24 protein-coding genes and 1 rRNA gene are annotated in these 16,335 nt (G+C 42.6%); 2 read left to right on the forward strand and 23 right to left on the reverse strand.

Annotated elements, in window-relative coordinates; genetic code table 11:
* From NV379_RS24255 to NV379_RS24265, 3 genes are all read right to left on the reverse strand, one after another.
* Window positions 1–274, reverse strand: a 16S ribosomal RNA gene (locus NV379_RS24255); the annotation flags it as partial.
* A gap of 348 nt (window positions 275–622) precedes the next feature.
* A complete protein-coding gene (locus NV379_RS24260) occupies window positions 623–841 on the reverse strand; it encodes a hypothetical protein (protein ID WP_258209931.1) in 219 nt (72 codons plus the stop codon).
* 113 nt (window positions 842–954) lie between these two features.
* Window positions 955–1,554, reverse strand: coding sequence for a stage II sporulation protein M (locus NV379_RS24265; RefSeq protein ID WP_258209932.1), 600 nt, complete (start codon window positions 1,552–1,554; stop codon window positions 955–957).
* A gap of 123 nt (window positions 1,555–1,677) precedes the next feature.
* On the opposite strand from NV379_RS24265, the gene pdaB reads away from it, so the two are divergent.
* Both pdaB and gerD read left to right on the forward strand, forming a co-directional pair.
* Window positions 1,678–2,469: a polysaccharide deacetylase family sporulation protein PdaB gene (gene pdaB / locus NV379_RS24270; protein ID WP_258209933.1), complete on the forward strand. Its 792-nt coding sequence runs from the start codon at window positions 1,678–1,680 to the stop codon at window positions 2,467–2,469.
* 130 nt (window positions 2,470–2,599) lie between these two features.
* Entirely contained in the window at window positions 2,600–3,391 is a 792-nt protein-coding gene (gene gerD / locus NV379_RS24275; RefSeq protein ID WP_258209934.1) for a spore germination lipoprotein GerD, read from the forward strand.
* Between the two features lie 58 nt (window positions 3,392–3,449).
* Here gerD and salA read toward each other — a convergent pair whose 3' ends face one another.
* The 20 genes from salA to rpsE all read right to left on the reverse strand — a co-directional run bounded on the left by salA (window position 3,450) and on the right by rpsE (window position 16,328).
* Window positions 3,450–4,517 carry an iron-sulfur carrier protein/transcriptional regulator SalA gene (salA, locus tag NV379_RS24280; protein WP_258209935.1) on the reverse strand — a complete coding sequence of 356 codons (1,068 nt, stop codon included), beginning with the start codon at window positions 4,515–4,517 and terminating at the stop codon, window positions 3,450–3,452.
* A 52-nt stretch (window positions 4,518–4,569) separates the two neighbouring features.
* Entirely contained in the window at window positions 4,570–5,328 is a 759-nt protein-coding gene (gene cwlD / locus NV379_RS24285) for an N-acetylmuramoyl-L-alanine amidase CwlD (protein WP_258209936.1), read from the reverse strand.
* A 76-nt stretch (window positions 5,329–5,404) separates the two neighbouring features.
* Entirely contained in the window at window positions 5,405–6,586 is a 1,182-nt protein-coding gene (gene sat / locus NV379_RS24290; protein ID WP_258209937.1) for a sulfate adenylyltransferase, read from the reverse strand.
* Window positions 6,587–6,619: 33 nt separating this feature from the next.
* Entirely contained in the window at window positions 6,620–7,315 is a 696-nt protein-coding gene (locus tag NV379_RS24295; protein ID WP_258209938.1) for a phosphoadenylyl-sulfate reductase, read from the reverse strand.
* Between the two features lie 169 nt (window positions 7,316–7,484).
* Window positions 7,485–7,877, reverse strand: a complete 393-nt coding sequence (gene rpsI / locus NV379_RS24300; protein ID WP_258209939.1) for a 30S ribosomal protein S9 — start codon at window positions 7,875–7,877, stop codon at window positions 7,485–7,487.
* Between the two features lie 20 nt (window positions 7,878–7,897).
* The gene (rplM, locus tag NV379_RS24305; protein ID WP_258209940.1) at window positions 7,898–8,335 is read right to left on the reverse strand and encodes a 50S ribosomal protein L13; all 438 of its coding nucleotides are present in this window, start codon (window positions 8,333–8,335) and stop codon (window positions 7,898–7,900) included.
* 177 nt (window positions 8,336–8,512) lie between these two features.
* Window positions 8,513–9,277 (reverse strand): tRNA pseudouridine(38-40) synthase TruA, encoded by a 765-nt coding sequence (gene truA / locus NV379_RS24310; RefSeq protein WP_258209941.1) that lies wholly within the window; start codon window positions 9,275–9,277, stop codon window positions 8,513–8,515.
* Between the two features lie 99 nt (window positions 9,278–9,376).
* Entirely contained in the window at window positions 9,377–9,745 is a 369-nt protein-coding gene (rplQ, locus tag NV379_RS24315) for a 50S ribosomal protein L17 (protein WP_258209942.1), read from the reverse strand.
* 15 nt (window positions 9,746–9,760) lie between these two features.
* Complete coding sequence (locus NV379_RS24320; protein ID WP_258209943.1) at window positions 9,761–10,705, reverse strand: DNA-directed RNA polymerase subunit alpha; 945 nt, start codon at window positions 10,703–10,705, stop codon at window positions 9,761–9,763.
* A gap of 121 nt (window positions 10,706–10,826) precedes the next feature.
* Window positions 10,827–11,222, reverse strand: coding sequence for a 30S ribosomal protein S11 (rpsK, locus tag NV379_RS24325; RefSeq protein WP_258209944.1), 396 nt, complete (start codon window positions 11,220–11,222; stop codon window positions 10,827–10,829).
* An 18-nt stretch (window positions 11,223–11,240) separates the two neighbouring features.
* Complete coding sequence (gene rpsM, locus NV379_RS24330) at window positions 11,241–11,609, reverse strand: 30S ribosomal protein S13 (RefSeq protein WP_258209945.1); 369 nt, start codon at window positions 11,607–11,609, stop codon at window positions 11,241–11,243.
* A gap of 14 nt (window positions 11,610–11,623) precedes the next feature.
* Window positions 11,624–11,737: a 50S ribosomal protein L36 gene (rpmJ, locus tag NV379_RS24335; protein ID WP_003333770.1), complete on the reverse strand. Its 114-nt coding sequence runs from the start codon at window positions 11,735–11,737 to the stop codon at window positions 11,624–11,626.
* 66 nt (window positions 11,738–11,803) lie between these two features.
* Complete coding sequence (gene infA / locus NV379_RS24340) at window positions 11,804–12,022, reverse strand: translation initiation factor IF-1 (RefSeq protein WP_009676800.1); 219 nt, start codon at window positions 12,020–12,022, stop codon at window positions 11,804–11,806.
* A 3-nt stretch (window positions 12,023–12,025) separates the two neighbouring features.
* On the reverse strand, window positions 12,026–12,334 hold the full coding sequence (locus tag NV379_RS24345; RefSeq protein ID WP_258209946.1) for a KOW domain-containing RNA-binding protein: 309 nt from the start codon (window positions 12,332–12,334) through the stop codon (window positions 12,026–12,028).
* Between the two features lie 29 nt (window positions 12,335–12,363).
* Window positions 12,364–13,113: a type I methionyl aminopeptidase gene (gene map, locus NV379_RS24350; protein WP_258209947.1), complete on the reverse strand. Its 750-nt coding sequence runs from the start codon at window positions 13,111–13,113 to the stop codon at window positions 12,364–12,366.
* A 5-nt stretch (window positions 13,114–13,118) separates the two neighbouring features.
* Complete coding sequence (locus tag NV379_RS24355; protein WP_258209948.1) at window positions 13,119–13,763, reverse strand: adenylate kinase; 645 nt, start codon at window positions 13,761–13,763, stop codon at window positions 13,119–13,121.
* Between the two features lie 86 nt (window positions 13,764–13,849).
* On the reverse strand, window positions 13,850–15,160 hold the full coding sequence (gene secY, locus NV379_RS24360) for a preprotein translocase subunit SecY (RefSeq protein ID WP_258209949.1): 1,311 nt from the start codon (window positions 15,158–15,160) through the stop codon (window positions 13,850–13,852).
* Window positions 15,160–15,600, reverse strand: coding sequence for a 50S ribosomal protein L15 (gene rplO, locus NV379_RS24365; protein WP_258209950.1), 441 nt, complete (start codon window positions 15,598–15,600; stop codon window positions 15,160–15,162). The genes secY and rplO overlap by 1 nt, the downstream gene beginning before the upstream one ends.
* A gap of 30 nt (window positions 15,601–15,630) precedes the next feature.
* On the reverse strand, window positions 15,631–15,819 hold the full coding sequence (gene rpmD, locus NV379_RS24370) for a 50S ribosomal protein L30 (protein ID WP_258209951.1): 189 nt from the start codon (window positions 15,817–15,819) through the stop codon (window positions 15,631–15,633).
* 11 nt (window positions 15,820–15,830) lie between these two features.
* Entirely contained in the window at window positions 15,831–16,328 is a 498-nt protein-coding gene (rpsE, locus tag NV379_RS24375; protein ID WP_258209952.1) for a 30S ribosomal protein S5, read from the reverse strand.
* Between the last annotated feature and the right edge of the window lie 7 nt (window positions 16,329–16,335).

Here is a 16,335-nt window from a genome sequence, read left to right on the forward strand (position 1 = left end):
GGTGAGCCATTACCTCACCAACTAGCTAATGCGCCGCAGGCCCATCTGTAAGTGATAGATTGCTCCATCTTTCCTAACTCTCTCATGCGAGAATGTTATTTATCCGGTATTAGCACACGTTTCCGTGAGTTATCCCAGTCTTACAGGCAGGTTGCCTACGTGTTACTCACCCGTCCGCCGCTAAGCTATCCCCGAAGGAATATCTCCGCTCGACTTGCATGTATTAGGCACGCCGCCAGCGTTCGTCCTGAGCCAGGATCAAACTCTCCATTAAAAGAGCTGATTGCTCAAAATTTACTTACTAGCTTGTCTCAATCAATCGCTCGAAAGCGATGATCTCGACTGTTTGAGATTCGTTAGAATCTCATCTATTCATTCACTCGTTGTTCAGTTTTCAAAGGACAATTTCTCTTTTTTAGCTTCGCGCCGTTTTTAGCGGCGACTTGATTAATATACCATATTCGACTCTTTCGAGTCAAGCACTTTTTTTAATTCTTTTTTCTTGCTTCGTACTTGTCTGTTCTTGTCGAATGCTGCCGTTTTCAGCGGCGAGTTATAGATTAACAAATATTTTGGGATACGTCAACACTTTTTCTAAAACTTTTTTAATGGGGTTAAATTATTAATGATATACCCGATTTCGAGCATACTTGGATATCTCTTTAGCCGGAGCTAATCGAGCATACATACGAAATATTACTCTATATCTAGATTCAATTGCTCCCTTGATTTCACCATCAATGCGCTTATCATTCAGATCGAATAGCATCTCATCTAACTCTTTACGTAGGACATAGTCAAGTTCCTTGCATTCCCGTTCATTAAACATAAATCCGAGCATAACTTCACACAAGCCCCTTTCTAATCGGCAAGTCATTTAGGCGATGACGCAAATCGTCGCTTTATTGTTATGCTCAAATTTTGGTAATTTTATGACGCTAATTGAAAATATATTTAAGATTGTACAAGCCACAATGAGACTGTGCTCTCGATCAATGCTGCAATTAGTAATGAAACAACCAATAGAATAAGTAGCGGCACCATAAGTTTGGATAGTCGAATAAAGTTATCTTTGAATTTGCGCTTACGATCCTCGTTCCCTAATGAGCCAATCCCCTGAATAACAAGCACCCCTAAACGCAGTCCATATGCACAAGCAATAAACAATGCCGGTATTTCTAGTACTCCATGCGGCGCAATACCTTTCACTAAGTCAAGCCATGTTCCCTCTTGCATGTTCCCTACAAAGCCCAGAAGTAAACCATTCGTAAATATGCTTATGATCGGCATAATACCAAATAGGAGTCCCATCAACACCATCAATACCATCGACTTCACGTTGTTAAAGAATATGATTTTGAAAAAAGCGAGCTCGACGACTTCACTGTCCTTAGCTTGCTCAGCGAGCTTCTGAATGTGTTTCATCTGCTCCATGATGATCGCTTCGTTCCAATGATTTGCTCCAAGAACTATTCCCAATATAAATAGCCCTACGATGATACAAAAGTATACCTTCATCTCCTTAAAATGATGAAGCAATGCTCTTAATGACATATTTTTCACTCTCCCTATGGATAGGTTAGCATAAAAACCAAGTGTACGAGCATACATTTCTTAATAACTGGAATGAAACAAGCCCTTGGCTTAAGTCCAAGTTAAAAGGAGGTTTAATCGACCGTGAACTATTTTTATGTCATTAACGGAAAAAAGCTGAAACAAATCATTTTTATCGTAGTTGCCGTGCTTTTTGCCGCTGGGATTGTGTATTCCGAAAAAGGAAACATATCGGTCTTCTCTGGGAATCAACCCGCTGCTATTTACAGTGTCCCCACAGAAAAGAAGTTAATTGCCTTAACTTTTGATATTTCTTGGGGAGACAAGCGTGCCGAGCCTATCTTAAAAATTTTGGAAGACAAAGGCGTTAAGAAAGCAACCTTCTTCCTCTCCTCCCCTTGGAGTAAAACACACCAAGAAACAGTTACTCACATTAAAAACGCTGGATTCGAGATCGGCTCCCATGGAAATAAACACGTCAACTACAGTTCACTAAGTGATGATGAGATCCGCAAACAAATCTCTATCGCACATACCGTGTTGACGGAATTAACTGGACAAGAACCGAATTTGATTCGTATGCCAAATGGCGATTTTGATAAGCGAGTGCTACGAATTGCGAATGAAATGAAATACTCGGTTATCCAATGGGATACAGATTCTCTGGATTGGATGAATATTGGGGTCGATAAGATCATCAACCGCGTGGTATCTAAAGCACACCCTGGCGATATCGTCCTTATGCATGCAAGCGATTCCTGTCAACAAACGCATGAGGCATTACCTGCCATTATCGATAAACTTCGTGAACAAGGATATGAATTCGTTTCTGTCAGTGAACTCATGCAGCAAACAAAAGTGGAAAATAAGGAAGTTAAAGATACAATCACTACACCAGACAGACATGTTTATTAGAATAGTGAAAAGAGCTTGAGGGTCAACCGAAAAGCTCTTTTTTTATGAAAAAATACACCAACATAAAGTTAATCGCATTGCTCCATACTATATGTATTCACCTTTAGAATCGGGGAAAGGAGCATGTAGAATGGTTAAACGCAAAACATGGCTAACACTTATACCGACAGTCACTGTTGCTGCTCTCATCTTGTCAGGCTGTGATAATGAGTCTGGTGTGACAAAGGAATACAAAGACGCCAAAAGTATGGTTCTCGATATTATGAAGTCAGAAGAAGGCAAAAAAGCGATCTCTGAAGCCACAAAAGGCGGAGGAGATGAAGGCGGAGATTCGTCTGGTGGAGATCAAGGCGGCGGACAAGGTGGTCAGGGTGGCGGGCAAAGCGGTGGTGCAAAAGCAAGCGGGCAAGGCGGCGCACAAATGCTCAGCAGTTCGGATTCCAATCAGTTAAAGATGGTCGTTACCGAGGTTATGACCTCTGATGCGAACAATCGTAAATTTTTGCAAAATCTGATGAAGGATCCTAAATTTGCGAGCGATTTCGCGAAGGCTATTAAACAACAAAACAAACAACTACAAGTTGAGTTACTCAAAGATCCTGAGTATCAAAAAGATATGCTGGATGTTATGAAAAACCCGGATTTCAGCAAAATCGTTCAGGATGCGCTCAAAACAATATCCAATCGTCAACAAACGAAGCTTATTGTTCAAGACACGCTACAAAGTCCAATGTTCAAAGCCGAACTTATTACTTTATTAAAGAAAGCAGTTGAAGAACAGCTGCAAGAGCCTGAGAAAAAAGGACAAGAAAAGGATAAGCAAAAAGAAGGCGGAGATCAGGGCGGTCAGGACAAAGAGAAGTCTGAAGGCGATCAAGGGAAAGATAAGTCCAAAGAAGAAAGTGGATCTGGTGATCAATAGGACGCAAAAAAGGACTAATCACAAATGTGTTAGTCCTTCTCTTTTTATATAAAACAAATTAATTTAACTTTGCCGTAACTTGACGCGCAACCTCTAAGTATAATTGACCTGTTGGATGATCTGCTTTATAAACCGAAGGTGCATAATCCGCTTCACTAATATGGTTATCTGGTGCACCTAGCGGTACTTGTGCAAGTAATTCAGTATGCAGTTCTTCAGCGAGCTTCGCACCACCACCACGGCCAAATACGAACTCCTTCTCCCCGCACTTGCCGCATTCATAATACGACATGTTCTCTACAACGCCCAGAATTTCATGATTCGTACTACGAGCCATAGAGCCTGCACGTGCTGCAACGAAAGCTGCAGTTGCATGTGGTGTTGTTACGATAATCTCTGTCGATTGTGGAATCATCTGATGCACATCAAGTGCGATGTCCCCTGTTCCTGGCGGTAAATCGAGCAGCATGTAATCAATTTCGCCCCAGTTCACTTCCGCGAAGAAGTTGCGAAGCATCTTACCAAGCATCGGACCACGCCATACCACTGGCGCATTATCAGGTACGAAGAAACCCATGGATACAACTTTAACACCGTGTTTAACAACAGGAATAATAGCATTGTCGACCAGTTCAGGACGTTCTTCAATCCCCATCATGTCTGGAATACTAAATCCATAAATATCAGCATCAATGATTCCGACCTTGTTACCTAATCTCGCAAGAGCCACAGCTAAATTAACGGTTACAGTCGACTTTCCTACTCCACCCTTACCAGAAGCAATGGCAATGAACTTCGTTTGGGAGTCAAGTGCAAGTAGGTTAGGAATCTCATTTTTCACTGCAGCTTTAATTCCACCTTGCGCAAGTTGTTCTCGTTCAAAATCAGTGATGCTGCGGAAACGAATGTGAACTTGACCTACACCTTTCGCTTCAAGCGCTTGTGTAACAGCTTGTCTAACTTCATTCTGATAATCTTCACTCTCTGTAGTTACAACGAATGTAAGAGAGACATTATTTTCTTTAATCATCATATCTCGAACAAAATTAAGCTCAACGACAGACTTTCCGTATTCAGGATCTTGTAATGACTTTAGGGCTTCCAAGATTAGTTCCTTGCTTACCATGTCAACACCTCGTAAAGTTACTATTTATAATTCTCTTATTATACCAATAAAATCAGGTTGGACCAACCTTCTCACCGGAATAATATCGAAGAATTCCTTGATAAATAGAAGCCGCTACTTTTTGCTGATACGCTTTGGTACGAAGCTGCTGCGCTTCCGTCGGATTCGAAAGGAAACCTGCTTCAATGAGTGCACTTGGCATTTTTAAATTTTCAAGAATAAAGATTCCTTTATCAATACGCTTTACCGTACGGTCTGTGTTTGATAAGTTACGTTTCAATTCTTCCTGAATCAATGTCGCAAGCGTGTAATTCTCTTGATGGATCGGATAGTAGAATGTTTGTGCGCCATTCCATTTACTTGAGGGAACAGCATTCATATGGATAGAGAGGAACATGTCTGCCTTCTTATCCTCAATAAACTTGACCCTAGCCTTTAAATCTTCTGTCTTACGCTTACTATAACCCTTCGTATCAGGAGCTGCGAGATCTGTATCCTCTTCACGAATCATATACACGATTGCCCCTGCTTGCTGCAAATAGTCCCGAATGTATGTTGATATCGCTAGATTTATGTCTTTTTCCACAACACCACTCTTACTAGAAGCCCCGCCATCTACTCCCCCATGTCCCGCATCCAGAACAATTGTTCGACCTGATAGAGGCATCGTCCAATCACTCCAAGTCTTCGTCGTTGGAAGTTCATTGGTGTAGATAAAACCGATTAATGCCACTAAGAAAAGGGACATGATTATTTTCAAAATGGCAGATGGCGTTAGCCAAATGACGAAGCGTTTTCTTTTTTTGTCCATAAAAAAATCCACCTCCGACCCATACAGATTCTTGTTCATCTATATGGGACAAGGCGGACAAATATACCGAACTTCTTTAATCCACTTGTGAAACGGCTATTGCTTTGATGCCATCAATTAAGATTTGTGCGACTTCTGGACGTGTAAATTGCTCAGGAGGACGTTCCCCTGCACGTAGAAGTGCTCGCACTTTCGTACCTGATAAATGCAGATGATCTTTCGTATCGTGCGGACAAGTTTTGCTAGATGCCATATTCCCGCATTTGGTACAGAAGAAACTATGTTCGAAGAACAACGGTGTGATACCTAAATCTTCTTTGGTAAATTGGCTAAAAATCTCTTGGGCTTCATAGGTGCCGTAATAGTCGCCTACACCCGCGTGATCACGTCCTACAATAAAATGGGTGCATCCATAATTCTTACGTACAATCGCGTGAAAAATCGCTTCACGAGGCCCTGCATAGCGCATAGCAGCAGGAAATACACCTAAGAATGTACGATCCTTCGGATAGTAGTTCTCGAGCAATACTAAGTATGAGCGCATGCGCACGTCAGCCGAAATATCATCCGACTTCGTCTCTCCAACCAAAGGATTGAGGAATAAGGCATCGACGATTTCCATAGCAGACTTTTGAATATATTCATGCGCGCGATGAACAGGATTTCTCGTCTGGAAGCCTACAACAGTCCGCCAACCTTTTTCTGAGAAAATGCGTCGCGTTTCTGAGGGATCATAGTAAAAATCATTAAATTGATCGGGTCTTGGGCGATTCAATACTTGTATTGGACCACCAACATAGTACGCAGGCTTGCTGTAAAGCTTGGCAACTCCAGGATGCTCGGGATCAGCTGTCTTAAACACCTTTACAGCTTCGTATTCTTGATCAGCCTGATACACACTTCTAACTTCGATTACACCGTATATTAGCCCATCCTGATCGCCTATAAGCGCCAATTTCTCGCCGACAGTAATCGTCCTTGCAAGTTCTTCCTTGACACCGAGCGTGATCGGAATGCTCCATACATCACCTGTAGCAAGTCGCATATTCTCAACAACAGATTGATAATCATCTTTTTCCATAAACCCTTCTAACGGGGAAAAAGCACCCACTCCAATTAAATCAAGATCAGATAATGCCCAAGTGTTGATTGGTATGGAACGAAGAGAAGAAGCTTGCAGAAGCAGTTGCTCACGTATCTCTCCTATCACCACTTTATTAATTAATACGCCGCCATGCGGTGCAATTGTTGTAGCCATTACTTTTACTCCCCCAGTATTCAATGGATATAATCAAGATTTATGCAGCCCACATTCTGTCTTATCTGAATCCGACCAGCGCCCAGCGCGAGGATCTTCTCCAGGCATTACCTGACGCGTACAGTGTTCACAACCGATACTAGGGTAATGCTGGTCATGCAGTGGATTATAGATGAGCCCGTGAGCTCGGATGTAATTCCACACATCATCAGAGGACCAATTTGCAATAGGATTAAACTTAATAAGGCCAAACTTTGTGTCATACTCAATTTTCTTCGCATTTGCACGAGTAGGTGCCTGATCACGACGTATTCCTGTAATCCATGCCTCATAATTGCGCAAAATCGTTGTTAGCGGATCTACCTTGCGGATATTACAACATGCATTGGGATTACTCTTCCATAACTCATCACCATGTTCAGCTGCTTGCTCTGCTAAAGTAAGTTTAGGCAGCACTTGAACAAACTTTAATCCATAATACTCCTCTAGACGATTACGCGTCTCGTACGTTTCTTTAAAATGAACATTGGTGTCCAAGTAAAAAATATCAGAAGTTGGTGAGATTTTCTGGAGCATATCGACCAATACTACATCTTCTGCACCAAATGAACATGCAAAAGTAATGTTCGGAAATGTATCTACCGCCCATTTAATGATGTTCTCAGGCGTGTCCTGTTCAAACTCTTCACTTTTTTGAGCAATTAGCCTTTCTTTCTCGAACAAATTCATTGTCTTGCGGCCTCCCTTTAATTCCGATTATTTCAATATGAATAATACTATTATAAAGGAGTTCCATAAGTTGTCAATTCATTTAGAACTATAGTCATTTTTTAAAAAAAGAAAAAAACCCTTCCTGCATATACAATGCAGAAAGGGTTTTGATTGTGACAACTGCCTATTAACGTTTCGAGAATTGAGGCGCACGACGAGCAGCTTTTAAGCCGTACTTCTTACGCTCTTTCATACGAGGGTCACGAGTTAGGAAGCCCGCTTTCTTAAGGGATCCACGGTACTCAGGGTCAGCTTTAAGCAATGCACGGGAAATACCGTGACGAATTGCTCCAGCTTGTCCAGAAATACCACCACCATGAGCAATTACTAATACATCATAGTTGCCAAGTGTTTCAGTTAATGTTAAAGGTTGTTTAACGATCAACTTCAAAGTTTCTAGACCAAAATATTCGTTAATATCACGCTTGTTGATTACGATTCGTCCTTCACCCGGTACAAGGCGCACACGTGCTACCGAATGCTTACGACGACCCGTTCCATAGTATTGAACTTGTGCCATGAGTCAGCCCTCCTTTATTATTAACCGCGTAGTTCCCAAACAACTGGTAGTTGTGCAGCATGTGGATGCTCGGAACCTGCATATACTTTTAATTTCATTTTCATGCTGTTGCCAAGACGAGTCTTAGGCAACATACCGTATACTGCTAGCTCAAGCATACGCTCAGGCTTGTTCTTAAGCATGTCTCCAGCGGAAGTTACTTTCAAACCACCATTGTGCATGGAGTGACGGTAGTACATTTTGTTCGTTAATTTCTTACCTGTAAGGTGGATCTTCTCAGCGTTGATGATGATTACGAAATCACCAGTGTCAACGTGAGGTGTAAAAGTAGGTTTGTGTTTACCACGAATGATACTTGCTGCTTCACTAGCAAGACGACCTAGCGTCTTATCCGTAGCATCAATGATGTGCCATTTGCGATCAACTTCTGTAGCCTTAGCCATATATGTTGGTTGCATGCGTAGTTCCTCCTAAACAATATATCTCGATTCTTCAATCGGTTTATTTCAATTATATTCGATAGTTACATTTCATTCATTAGTGGCCGACTTGATCTTCGGGGCCGTGGGATAGCCGATCAAGAAACACCGTTTATTATTGTAACCGATCTTGCGTCTGATTTCAACCTATATTTTTCAATAATGGACATTCTGCAACATCAAACCATGCGCTTCCGCTGTGGGTCCCGCTTTGGAGCGATCTTTAGCCGCTAATATACGAGCCATATCCTCACTCGTTCGTTTACCTCTGCCGATTTGCAGAAGTGTCCCGACAATAATCCGAACCATATTATATAAAAAGCCATTACCAGTCATTACAATGCGAATGACGGATGGTGTGTTATAACCTACATCATAATCATCTTCCAACACGTCAAGACGTAAGTCATAAAGCTTACGTACATGACTTCGCTTGGTGCTGCGTACGGAACAAAAAGAAGTAAAGTCATGTTCACCTAGTAAGTGCATAAGGCCCGCACGCATCGCCTCCACGTCTAAACGCGCAGGGTGGTGCAGTTGGTATTGTCGGTTAAACACGTCCGCAAACCGACCGGTACGAATCGTATAACTGTATGTTTTTAGCTTAGCTTCATGTCGTGAATGAAATTCAAGTGGGACTTCTTCCGCGTTACGCGTCACAATATCAAGAGGTAACCTTGTATTGAGTGCCAAGCACCAACGTTCCACAGGAATTTGGGAAGTGGTAATAAAATTAAACACCTGACCCTTTGCATGCACCCCTGCATCAGTTCTGCCAGAAGCTTGAATTTTTATTGGTTCCCTCGTTAAATTCTCGATTGCTGTCTCCAACTCACCTTGAATCGTTACGGCATCCGGTTGCGATTGAAATCCCGAATACTTGGTGCCATCGTAAGCAACGACAAAGCGTAGGTTTCTCACGTTCAGGTTCCCCCAGTATTACAAGTTGTGTAGCCATTTTAGGTGCAAAAAAAAGGGCTTCATCAGAATCAAATGATTCCATCCACCCTTTCCCAATTTTTATGCGCGATCAACAAGTTCCAAAAATACCATTGGAGCAGCATCTCCGCGACGAGGTCCAACTTTAAGGATACGCGTGTATCCACCTGGACGCTCATTGTAGCGAGGCGCAAGCTCTGCAAACAATTTTTGGATAGCATCTTGTTGTCCGTCAAGTGTTTCACGACGAACAAACGAAGCTACTTGACGACGAGCGTGAAGATCTCCGCGCTTAGCAGTTGTAATCAACTTCTCAGCGATCGAACGAACTTCCTTCGCTTTCGACTCAGTAGTTTGGATGCGTTCATGTAAAAATAGATCCGTTACGAGGTCACGGAACAATGCTTTCCGTGCACTGGAGTTACGGCCTAATTTTTGATAAAGTGCCATGTTCTTTTACCTCCTCTAGTCTTCCGCGCGTAGTCCTAAACCTAGCTCTTCAAGCTTCTCTTGAACTTCTTCAAGTGATTTACGGCCAAGGTTACGCACTTTCATCATATCTTCTTCTGTTTTGGTGATCAATTCTTGAACAGAGTTGATACCCGCACGCTTCAAACAGTTGTAAGAACGAACAGAAAGATCTAGTTCTTCGATCGTCATCTCTAGAACTTTTTCTTTTTTGTCTTCTTCTTTTTCAACCATGATCTCAGCGTCTTTCGCTTCGTCAGTTAGACCAACGAATAGCATCAAGTGTTCTGTTAAGATCTTAGCACCTAAACTAACAGCTTCTTCTGGTCGAATGCTGCCATCAGTCCATACTTCGAGTGTCAACTTGTCATAGTTAGTGACTTGACCAACACGAGTATTTTCCACACTGTAATTCACACGGGTAATTGGCGTGTAAATCGAATCAACCGGAATTAAACCGATGAGTTGCTCTTCTCTCTTATTCTTATCCAAAGCTACATAACCACGACCGCGGTTAGCATGGATTCGCATATGAAGACGAGAATCCGAGGATAATGTAGCAATGTGCAGATCCGGATTAAGAATCTCAACATCACTATCTCCACGGATATCTCCTGCAAGAACAGGGCCTTCGCCCTCTGCATCAATCTCTAATACTTTTTCCTCATCGGAATGAATCTTGAGAGACAACCCTTTCAGGTTTAGGATGATTTCTGTTACATCTTCCATTACACCTGGAATCGTCGAGAACTCGTGCAAGACACCGTCAATTTGAACGGATGTTACTGCTGCTCCCGGCAAAGAAGAGAGTAAGATACGACGTAGTGAATTACCTAAAGTTGTACCGTATCCACGCTCAAGCGGTTCGACTACGAATTTACCGTAAGAACCATCCTCGCTGAGGGCTACGGTTTCTATTTTTGGCTTTTCGATCTCGATCATCAAATGGACCCTCCTTCAAAACGTCGTTTCCTGGGACAAACTATAAAACGCGCAGTATAACTACCCATCAGATTATTATTAACCATATTTGGATAATTATACCACAGCATGATCCTCAAAATTAGACGCGACGACGTTTTGGAGGGCGGCATCCGTTATGTGGTACTGGAGTCACGTCTTTGATTAAGTTAACTTCAAGACCAGCTGCTTGTAAAGAGCGGATTGCTGCTTCACGTCCAGCTCCTGGACCTTTAACCATTACCTCTACAACTTTCATGCCGTGTTCCATTGCAGCTTTAGCTGCAGTTTCAGCAGCCATTTGCGCAGCAAATGGTGTGCTTTTACGGGAACCTTTGAAACCCATACCACCGGAACTAGCCCAAGAGATAGCATTACCGTGTGGATCTGTGATCGTTACGATCGTGTTATTGAAAGTGGAGCGAATGTGCGCAACACCAGTCTCAATATTTTTACGATCGCGACGTTTAGTACGAACGACTTTTTTAGGTTTAGCCATGAGATCTAACCCCCTTTATTATTTTTTCTTGTTAGCTACTGTACGACGAGGACCTTTGCGAGTACGAGCATTAGTCTTCGTGCGTTGTCCACGAACTGGTAAACCACGACGGTGGCGAATACCACGGTAGCAGCCAATTTCGATTAGACGTTTGATGTTAAGTGCGATTTCACGACGAAGGTCACCTTCAACCTTAAGAGTCTTGTCAATCGCTTCACGGATTTTGCTTACTTCGTCTTCAGTTAGATCACGTACGCGAGTATCTGGGCTAATCCCAGTTGCAGCGATAACTTTTTGGGAAGTAGTGTTACCAATACCAAAAATGTATGTCAATGCAATTACTACGCGCTTATCACGAGGTAAGTCAACGCCAGCTATACGAGCCATTTACAAGCACCTCCTTATCCTTGTTTTTGTTTGTGTTTCGGATTTTCGCAAATTACCATTACATTACCCTTACGACGAATGACTTTGCATTTTTCGCAAATTGGTTTGACCGAGGGTCTTACCTTCATTTTGAATCCCTCCTAAATTTATCCGAAGGAGAAATCGCTTCGGAAGCATTCGCTCAAACTTACCATTTATTTAAATCGATAGGTGATACGGCCGCGCGTTAGGTCATAAGGAGAAAGTTCCACTGTTACTTTATCCCCTGGTAAAATTCGAATGAAATGCATACGAATCTTTCCGGACACGTGCGCCAAAATTTTATGACCGTTCTCCAATTCTACTTTGAACATAGCGTTGGGAAGTGGTTCAATTACGGTGCCTTCTACTTCAATCACATCTTCTTTGGCCAACTGTCATTCTCCTCTCTCATCTGTACTTGATTGCATTTTATCTGAAAATCGCTTCAGTGCAAATCGCAACTTTCCGTTTGTTACACGTCCTGTTTCCTTCAAGCTGGTTTCCACTTCAGCAGGGATCTCATCCATGAGCTGCAGATGAAGTATATTCTTCTTCTTCGGTAAATCGAACTTTCGCTTGTCACCGTCAGCAATGAGAACAAATTTATTATCCACGATACTAACGATTACAGCAAATTTAGTTTCTTCTCTACCACGCAGCACCTTGACGATCTGTCCAACTTGAGGCGTTCCTAGTTGTTCCACTCATCCTCACCTACGTTCTGCAATGTTAATCATTTGACTAAAGTCAAAATTTCATAACCATCTGCAGTAATTGCAATCGTATGCTCAAAGTGAGCGCATAAGGAACCATCCACAGTAACGACTGTCCAATTATCCTGCAACGTTTTCACGTAGCGCTCTCCTACGTTAACCATTGGCTCGATGGCAAGCACCATGCCTGGTTTCAAAACTGGACCTTTGTTCGGAAATCCGTAATTCGGTATTTGTGGATCTTCATGCAGTTCAGAGCCTATGCCATGCCCTACATATTCACGCACAATTGAGAATCCAGCTTCCTCAGCACATTTTTGAATCGCGTGAGAAATTGTATACAGCCTTACATCCGGTCCTGCTTCATTAAGGCCAGCATATAAAGATTGTTCGGTCACTTCAAGCAATCGTTTCGCCGTGTCAGATATTTCACCAACCGGATATGTCCATGCAGAGTCCCCGTGATACCCCTTATATTGCGCTCCAATATCAATGGAGATAATGTCGCCTTCACTTAGCTTACGCGGTCCGGGTATACCATGAACCAATTCGTCATTGACGGAAGCACAGATCGAGCCAGAAAAACCGCCATAGCCTTTAAAAGATGGAATTGCTCCTTGACTGCGAATATATTCCTCAGCTATTTGATCAAGTTCCTTTGTTGTGATGTTCGGTCGAATCGCTTGCTTCAGCAAACGATGTGTATCGGCTACGATACGTCCGGCTTCCCGCATTAAATCTAGTTCAACTTCGGACTTACATTTGATCATCCAGCTTAACCTCGCAATAATGAGCTAATTTCTGAAGTAACCAAGTCGATGTCCTGGTCCCCGTTGACTTCACGAAGCAAACCTTTACCGCGATAGTATTCCAAAAGCGGAGCAGTCTTGTTTACATACTCATCTAAACGAGTTCCAACCTTTTCTTCTGTATCATCTGAACGTTGATACAGTTCACCTTCACATTTATCGCATACGCCATCTTGCTTAGGTGGGTTAAACACGACATGGTACGTTGCGCCGCATGATTTACAAATCCGACGGCCTGTAAGTCTAGCCAACAACAGATTACGATCAACGCCAAGATTGATAACATGATCAATCTTCTTACCTAAGGATTCCATAATTACGTCAAGCGCGTCGGCTTGAGCAATCGTTCTTGGAAAACCATCAAGTAGTGAGCCTTCATTGCAATCTGGCTGTTGAAGCCGTTCCCTTACGATTCCATTCGTTATTTCATCAGGTACTAATAGACCTTTATCTACGTATCCCTTTGCCTCAATACCCAAAGGAGTTTCTTGACTCATTGCCAAACGAAACGCATCTCCAGTAGAGATATGAGGAATATGAAACGTACTTACAATTCTTTCCGCCTGAGTGCCTTTACCTGCACCAGGAGGACCCATAAATATAACGTTCACTCCGATACCCTCCCATCGCGATTGACAACGAAACAGCACAATAGGTGCCGATGTCGCCATAACCGCAACCATCAGAACCTATTTAGCTATTTATTAATAAACCCTTTGTAATGACGCTTAATTAGCTGACTCTCAATTGTTTTCATCATTTCAAGAGCTACACCCACCAAGATTAGGATCGATGTTCCACCGATCGAAACAGATGTAGGCAGCCCTGCCGCTTTACCAAAGATCATTGGCAAAATGGAGATTAAAGCAAGGAAGAATGCGCCAGTTAAAGTAATACGTGTCATAATGCGGGTCAAGTATACGGTAGTTGCCTTACCAGGACGAACGCCTGGAATATATCCACCGTTCTTTTTCATTTGATCTGCCATTTGTTCAGGATTCATCTGTACGAAAGTATAGAAGAATGTAAACCCGACAATAAGCAATACGTACAGGACCATCGCAAGCGGTGCGCCTGTAGATATATTCAAATTGTGTTGAATCCAGTCTGCAAGCCAACTTCTTCCTGTCCAGAAAGATGCAATGATTGATGGGAAGGTCATTAGTGAACTCGCAAAAATAACCGGAATAACACCCGCAGCATTGACTTTCATAGGAATATGTGTCGATTGTCCACCGTACATTTTGCGTCCAACTACACGTTTAGCATATTGAACTGGGATCTTACGAATCCCTTGCTGTACGAAGATAACAAAGACAACAATGGCGATTGCAACCACTAGGATCAGAACCGCTTTAATGATGTTCATAAATAAAGCATCGCCAGCATCAACAAACAATTGCGTTGCAATTTTGCCGATACCGCCTGGAATAGCAGCTACGATACCTGCAAAGATGATAATGGAGATACCATTGCCAATTCCATTTTCGGTGATTTGTTCCCCTAGCCACATTAAGAAAGATGTACCTGCTGTAAGCACGATCACGATTAACGCATATGTCGCAACGGATGGGTTAATAACCAATCCCGCATACACATTGTTAAACCCAATCGAAAATCCAATAGCTTGAATTAATCCGAGTACGATTGTGCCGTATCGTGTAATTTGCGTCAACTTCTTCTTACCAACATCGCCCTCTTTTGCCCATTGAGCAAATCTAGGAATAACATCCATGGAGAGCAATTGCACGATAATGGAGGCCGTAATGTAAGGCATAATCCCCATTGCAAAAATGGAGAATTGGAACAATGCGCCCCCCGAGAATGTGTTGAGCAATCCGAAAACATTCGAAGTTGCAGATTGGTCAAATTGACGAATCGCATCTGCGTTAATATTCGGCACTGGAATGAAAGCACCAATACGATAAACAATTAAAACAAGCAGAGTGAAGATTATCCGTTTACGTAAATCCATTACTTTAAAAATATTGGATAAGGTACGAAACATTAAATCACCTCAGATTGACCACCGGCAGCCTGGATTTTATCCACCGCAGATTGAGAGAACTTATTTGCTTTAACTGTTAGTTTAACAGTTAGTTCACCGTTGCCTAAGATCTTGATGCCGTCTTTAGGAGATTTGACAATTCCAGATGTCATTAAAACTTCTGGTGTCACTTCTGTGCCTTCTGCAAATTGATTAAGTTCTGTCAAGTTAACAATCGCAAATACTTTGCGATTCGGGTTGTTGAATCCACGCTTCGGCAAACGACGGTACAATGGGTTTTGACCACCCTCGAATCCTGGACGAACACCGCCGCCTGAACGCGAATTTTGACCTTTGTGACCGCGAGTTGACGTCTTACCCATACCACTACCTGGTCCACGACCAACACGTTTACGAGTATGACGAGCACCTACAGCAGAACTAAGCTCATGTAACTTCATCGTTGCACCTCCTCTAAGCTTTTGTATGCATTACGCTTCAATTTCTTTAACTTCTACTAAGTGACTTACTTGGTTTACCATGCCGCGAATAGCAGCATTGTCAGCTTGAACAACGGTTTGGTGCAACTTACGAAGACCAAGTGTGTTCACAGTCACTCGTTGCCCTTCAGGGCGACCGATAAGACTACGCTTTAGGGTAATTTGAAGTTGTTTTGCCATGTTTACCCCTCCTAACCTAAAAGCTCTTTCACGGTTTTACCGCGAAGTTTAGCTACCTCATCAGCTCTCTTTAGACGGGACAAGCCTTCTAAAGTAGCGTTAACCATGTTCATGGAGTTTGAGGAACCAAGAGATTTTGTCAAGATATCGCCAATACCTGCAAGTTCAAGTACTGCACGAACTGGACCGCCAGCGATTACCCCAGTACCTTGGGAAGCTGGTTTAAGTAGGACATGTCCTGCACCAAATTTTCCGTTCACTAAGTGAGGAATTGTTGTTCCTACGATTGGAATATGGATCAAGTTTTTCTTAGCATCTTCGATTCCTTTACGAATCGCGTCTGGAACCTCGGATGCTTTACCGATCCCTGCGCCTACCCAGCCTTTGCCGTCGCCGACAACAACGAGTGCACTAAAGCTGAAACGACGTCCGCCTTTTACTACTTTAGCAACGCGGTTAATATGAACAACTTTTTCTGTGAGTTCTAAAGTATTCGGATCTACTCGCAAGTCTATA

This window comes from Paenibacillus radicibacter (genome assembly GCF_024721995.1).
GTDB classification, from domain to species: domain Bacteria; phylum Bacillota; class Bacilli; order Paenibacillales; family NBRC-103111; genus Paenibacillus_AM; species Paenibacillus_AM radicibacter.

What these genes read in the sequence shown, in the direction of transcription:
- NV379_RS24260 (WP_258209931.1), bottom strand. Translation starts at nt 841, where the DNA reads ATGCTCGGATTTATGTTTAATGAACGGGAATGCAAGGAACTTGACTAT.
- NV379_RS24265 (WP_258209932.1), bottom strand. Translation starts at nt 1,554, where the DNA reads ATGTCATTAAGAGCATTGCTTCATCATTTTAAGGAGATGAAGGTATAC.
- gerD (WP_258209934.1), top strand. Translation starts at nt 2,600, where the DNA reads ATGGTTAAACGCAAAACATGGCTAACACTTATACCGACAGTCACTGTT.
- salA (WP_258209935.1), bottom strand. Translation starts at nt 4,517, where the DNA reads ATGGTAAGCAAGGAACTAATCTTGGAAGCCCTAAAGTCATTACAAGAT.
- cwlD (WP_258209936.1), bottom strand. Translation starts at nt 5,328, where the DNA reads ATGGACAAAAAAAGAAAACGCTTCGTCATTTGGCTAACGCCATCTGCC.
- sat (WP_258209937.1), bottom strand. Translation starts at nt 6,586, where the DNA reads ATGGCTACAACAATTGCACCGCATGGCGGCGTATTAATTAATAAAGTG.
- NV379_RS24295 (WP_258209938.1), bottom strand. Translation starts at nt 7,315, where the DNA reads ATGAATTTGTTCGAGAAAGAAAGGCTAATTGCTCAAAAAAGTGAAGAG.
- rpsI (WP_258209939.1), bottom strand. Translation starts at nt 7,877, where the DNA reads ATGGCACAAGTTCAATACTATGGAACGGGTCGTCGTAAGCATTCGGTA.
- rplM (WP_258209940.1), bottom strand. Translation starts at nt 8,335, where the DNA reads ATGCAACCAACATATATGGCTAAGGCTACAGAAGTTGATCGCAAATGG.
- rplQ (WP_258209942.1), bottom strand. Translation starts at nt 9,745, where the DNA reads ATGGCACTTTATCAAAAATTAGGCCGTAACTCCAGTGCACGGAAAGCA.
- NV379_RS24320 (WP_258209943.1), bottom strand. Translation starts at nt 10,705, where the DNA reads ATGATCGAGATCGAAAAGCCAAAAATAGAAACCGTAGCCCTCAGCGAG.
- rpsK (WP_258209944.1), bottom strand. Translation starts at nt 11,222, where the DNA reads ATGGCTAAACCTAAAAAAGTCGTTCGTACTAAACGTCGCGATCGTAAA.
- rpsM (WP_258209945.1), bottom strand. Translation starts at nt 11,609, where the DNA reads ATGGCTCGTATAGCTGGCGTTGACTTACCTCGTGATAAGCGCGTAGTA.
- rpmJ (WP_003333770.1), bottom strand. Translation starts at nt 11,737, where the DNA reads ATGAAGGTAAGACCCTCGGTCAAACCAATTTGCGAAAAATGCAAAGTC.
- map (WP_258209947.1), bottom strand. Translation starts at nt 13,113, where the DNA reads ATGATCAAATGTAAGTCCGAAGTTGAACTAGATTTAATGCGGGAAGCC.
- secY (WP_258209949.1), bottom strand. Translation starts at nt 15,160, where the DNA reads ATGTTTCGTACCTTATCCAATATTTTTAAAGTAATGGATTTACGTAAA.
- rplO (WP_258209950.1), bottom strand. Translation starts at nt 15,600, where the DNA reads ATGAAGTTACATGAGCTTAGTTCTGCTGTAGGTGCTCGTCATACTCGT.
- rpmD (WP_258209951.1), bottom strand. Translation starts at nt 15,819, where the DNA reads ATGGCAAAACAACTTCAAATTACCCTAAAGCGTAGTCTTATCGGTCGC.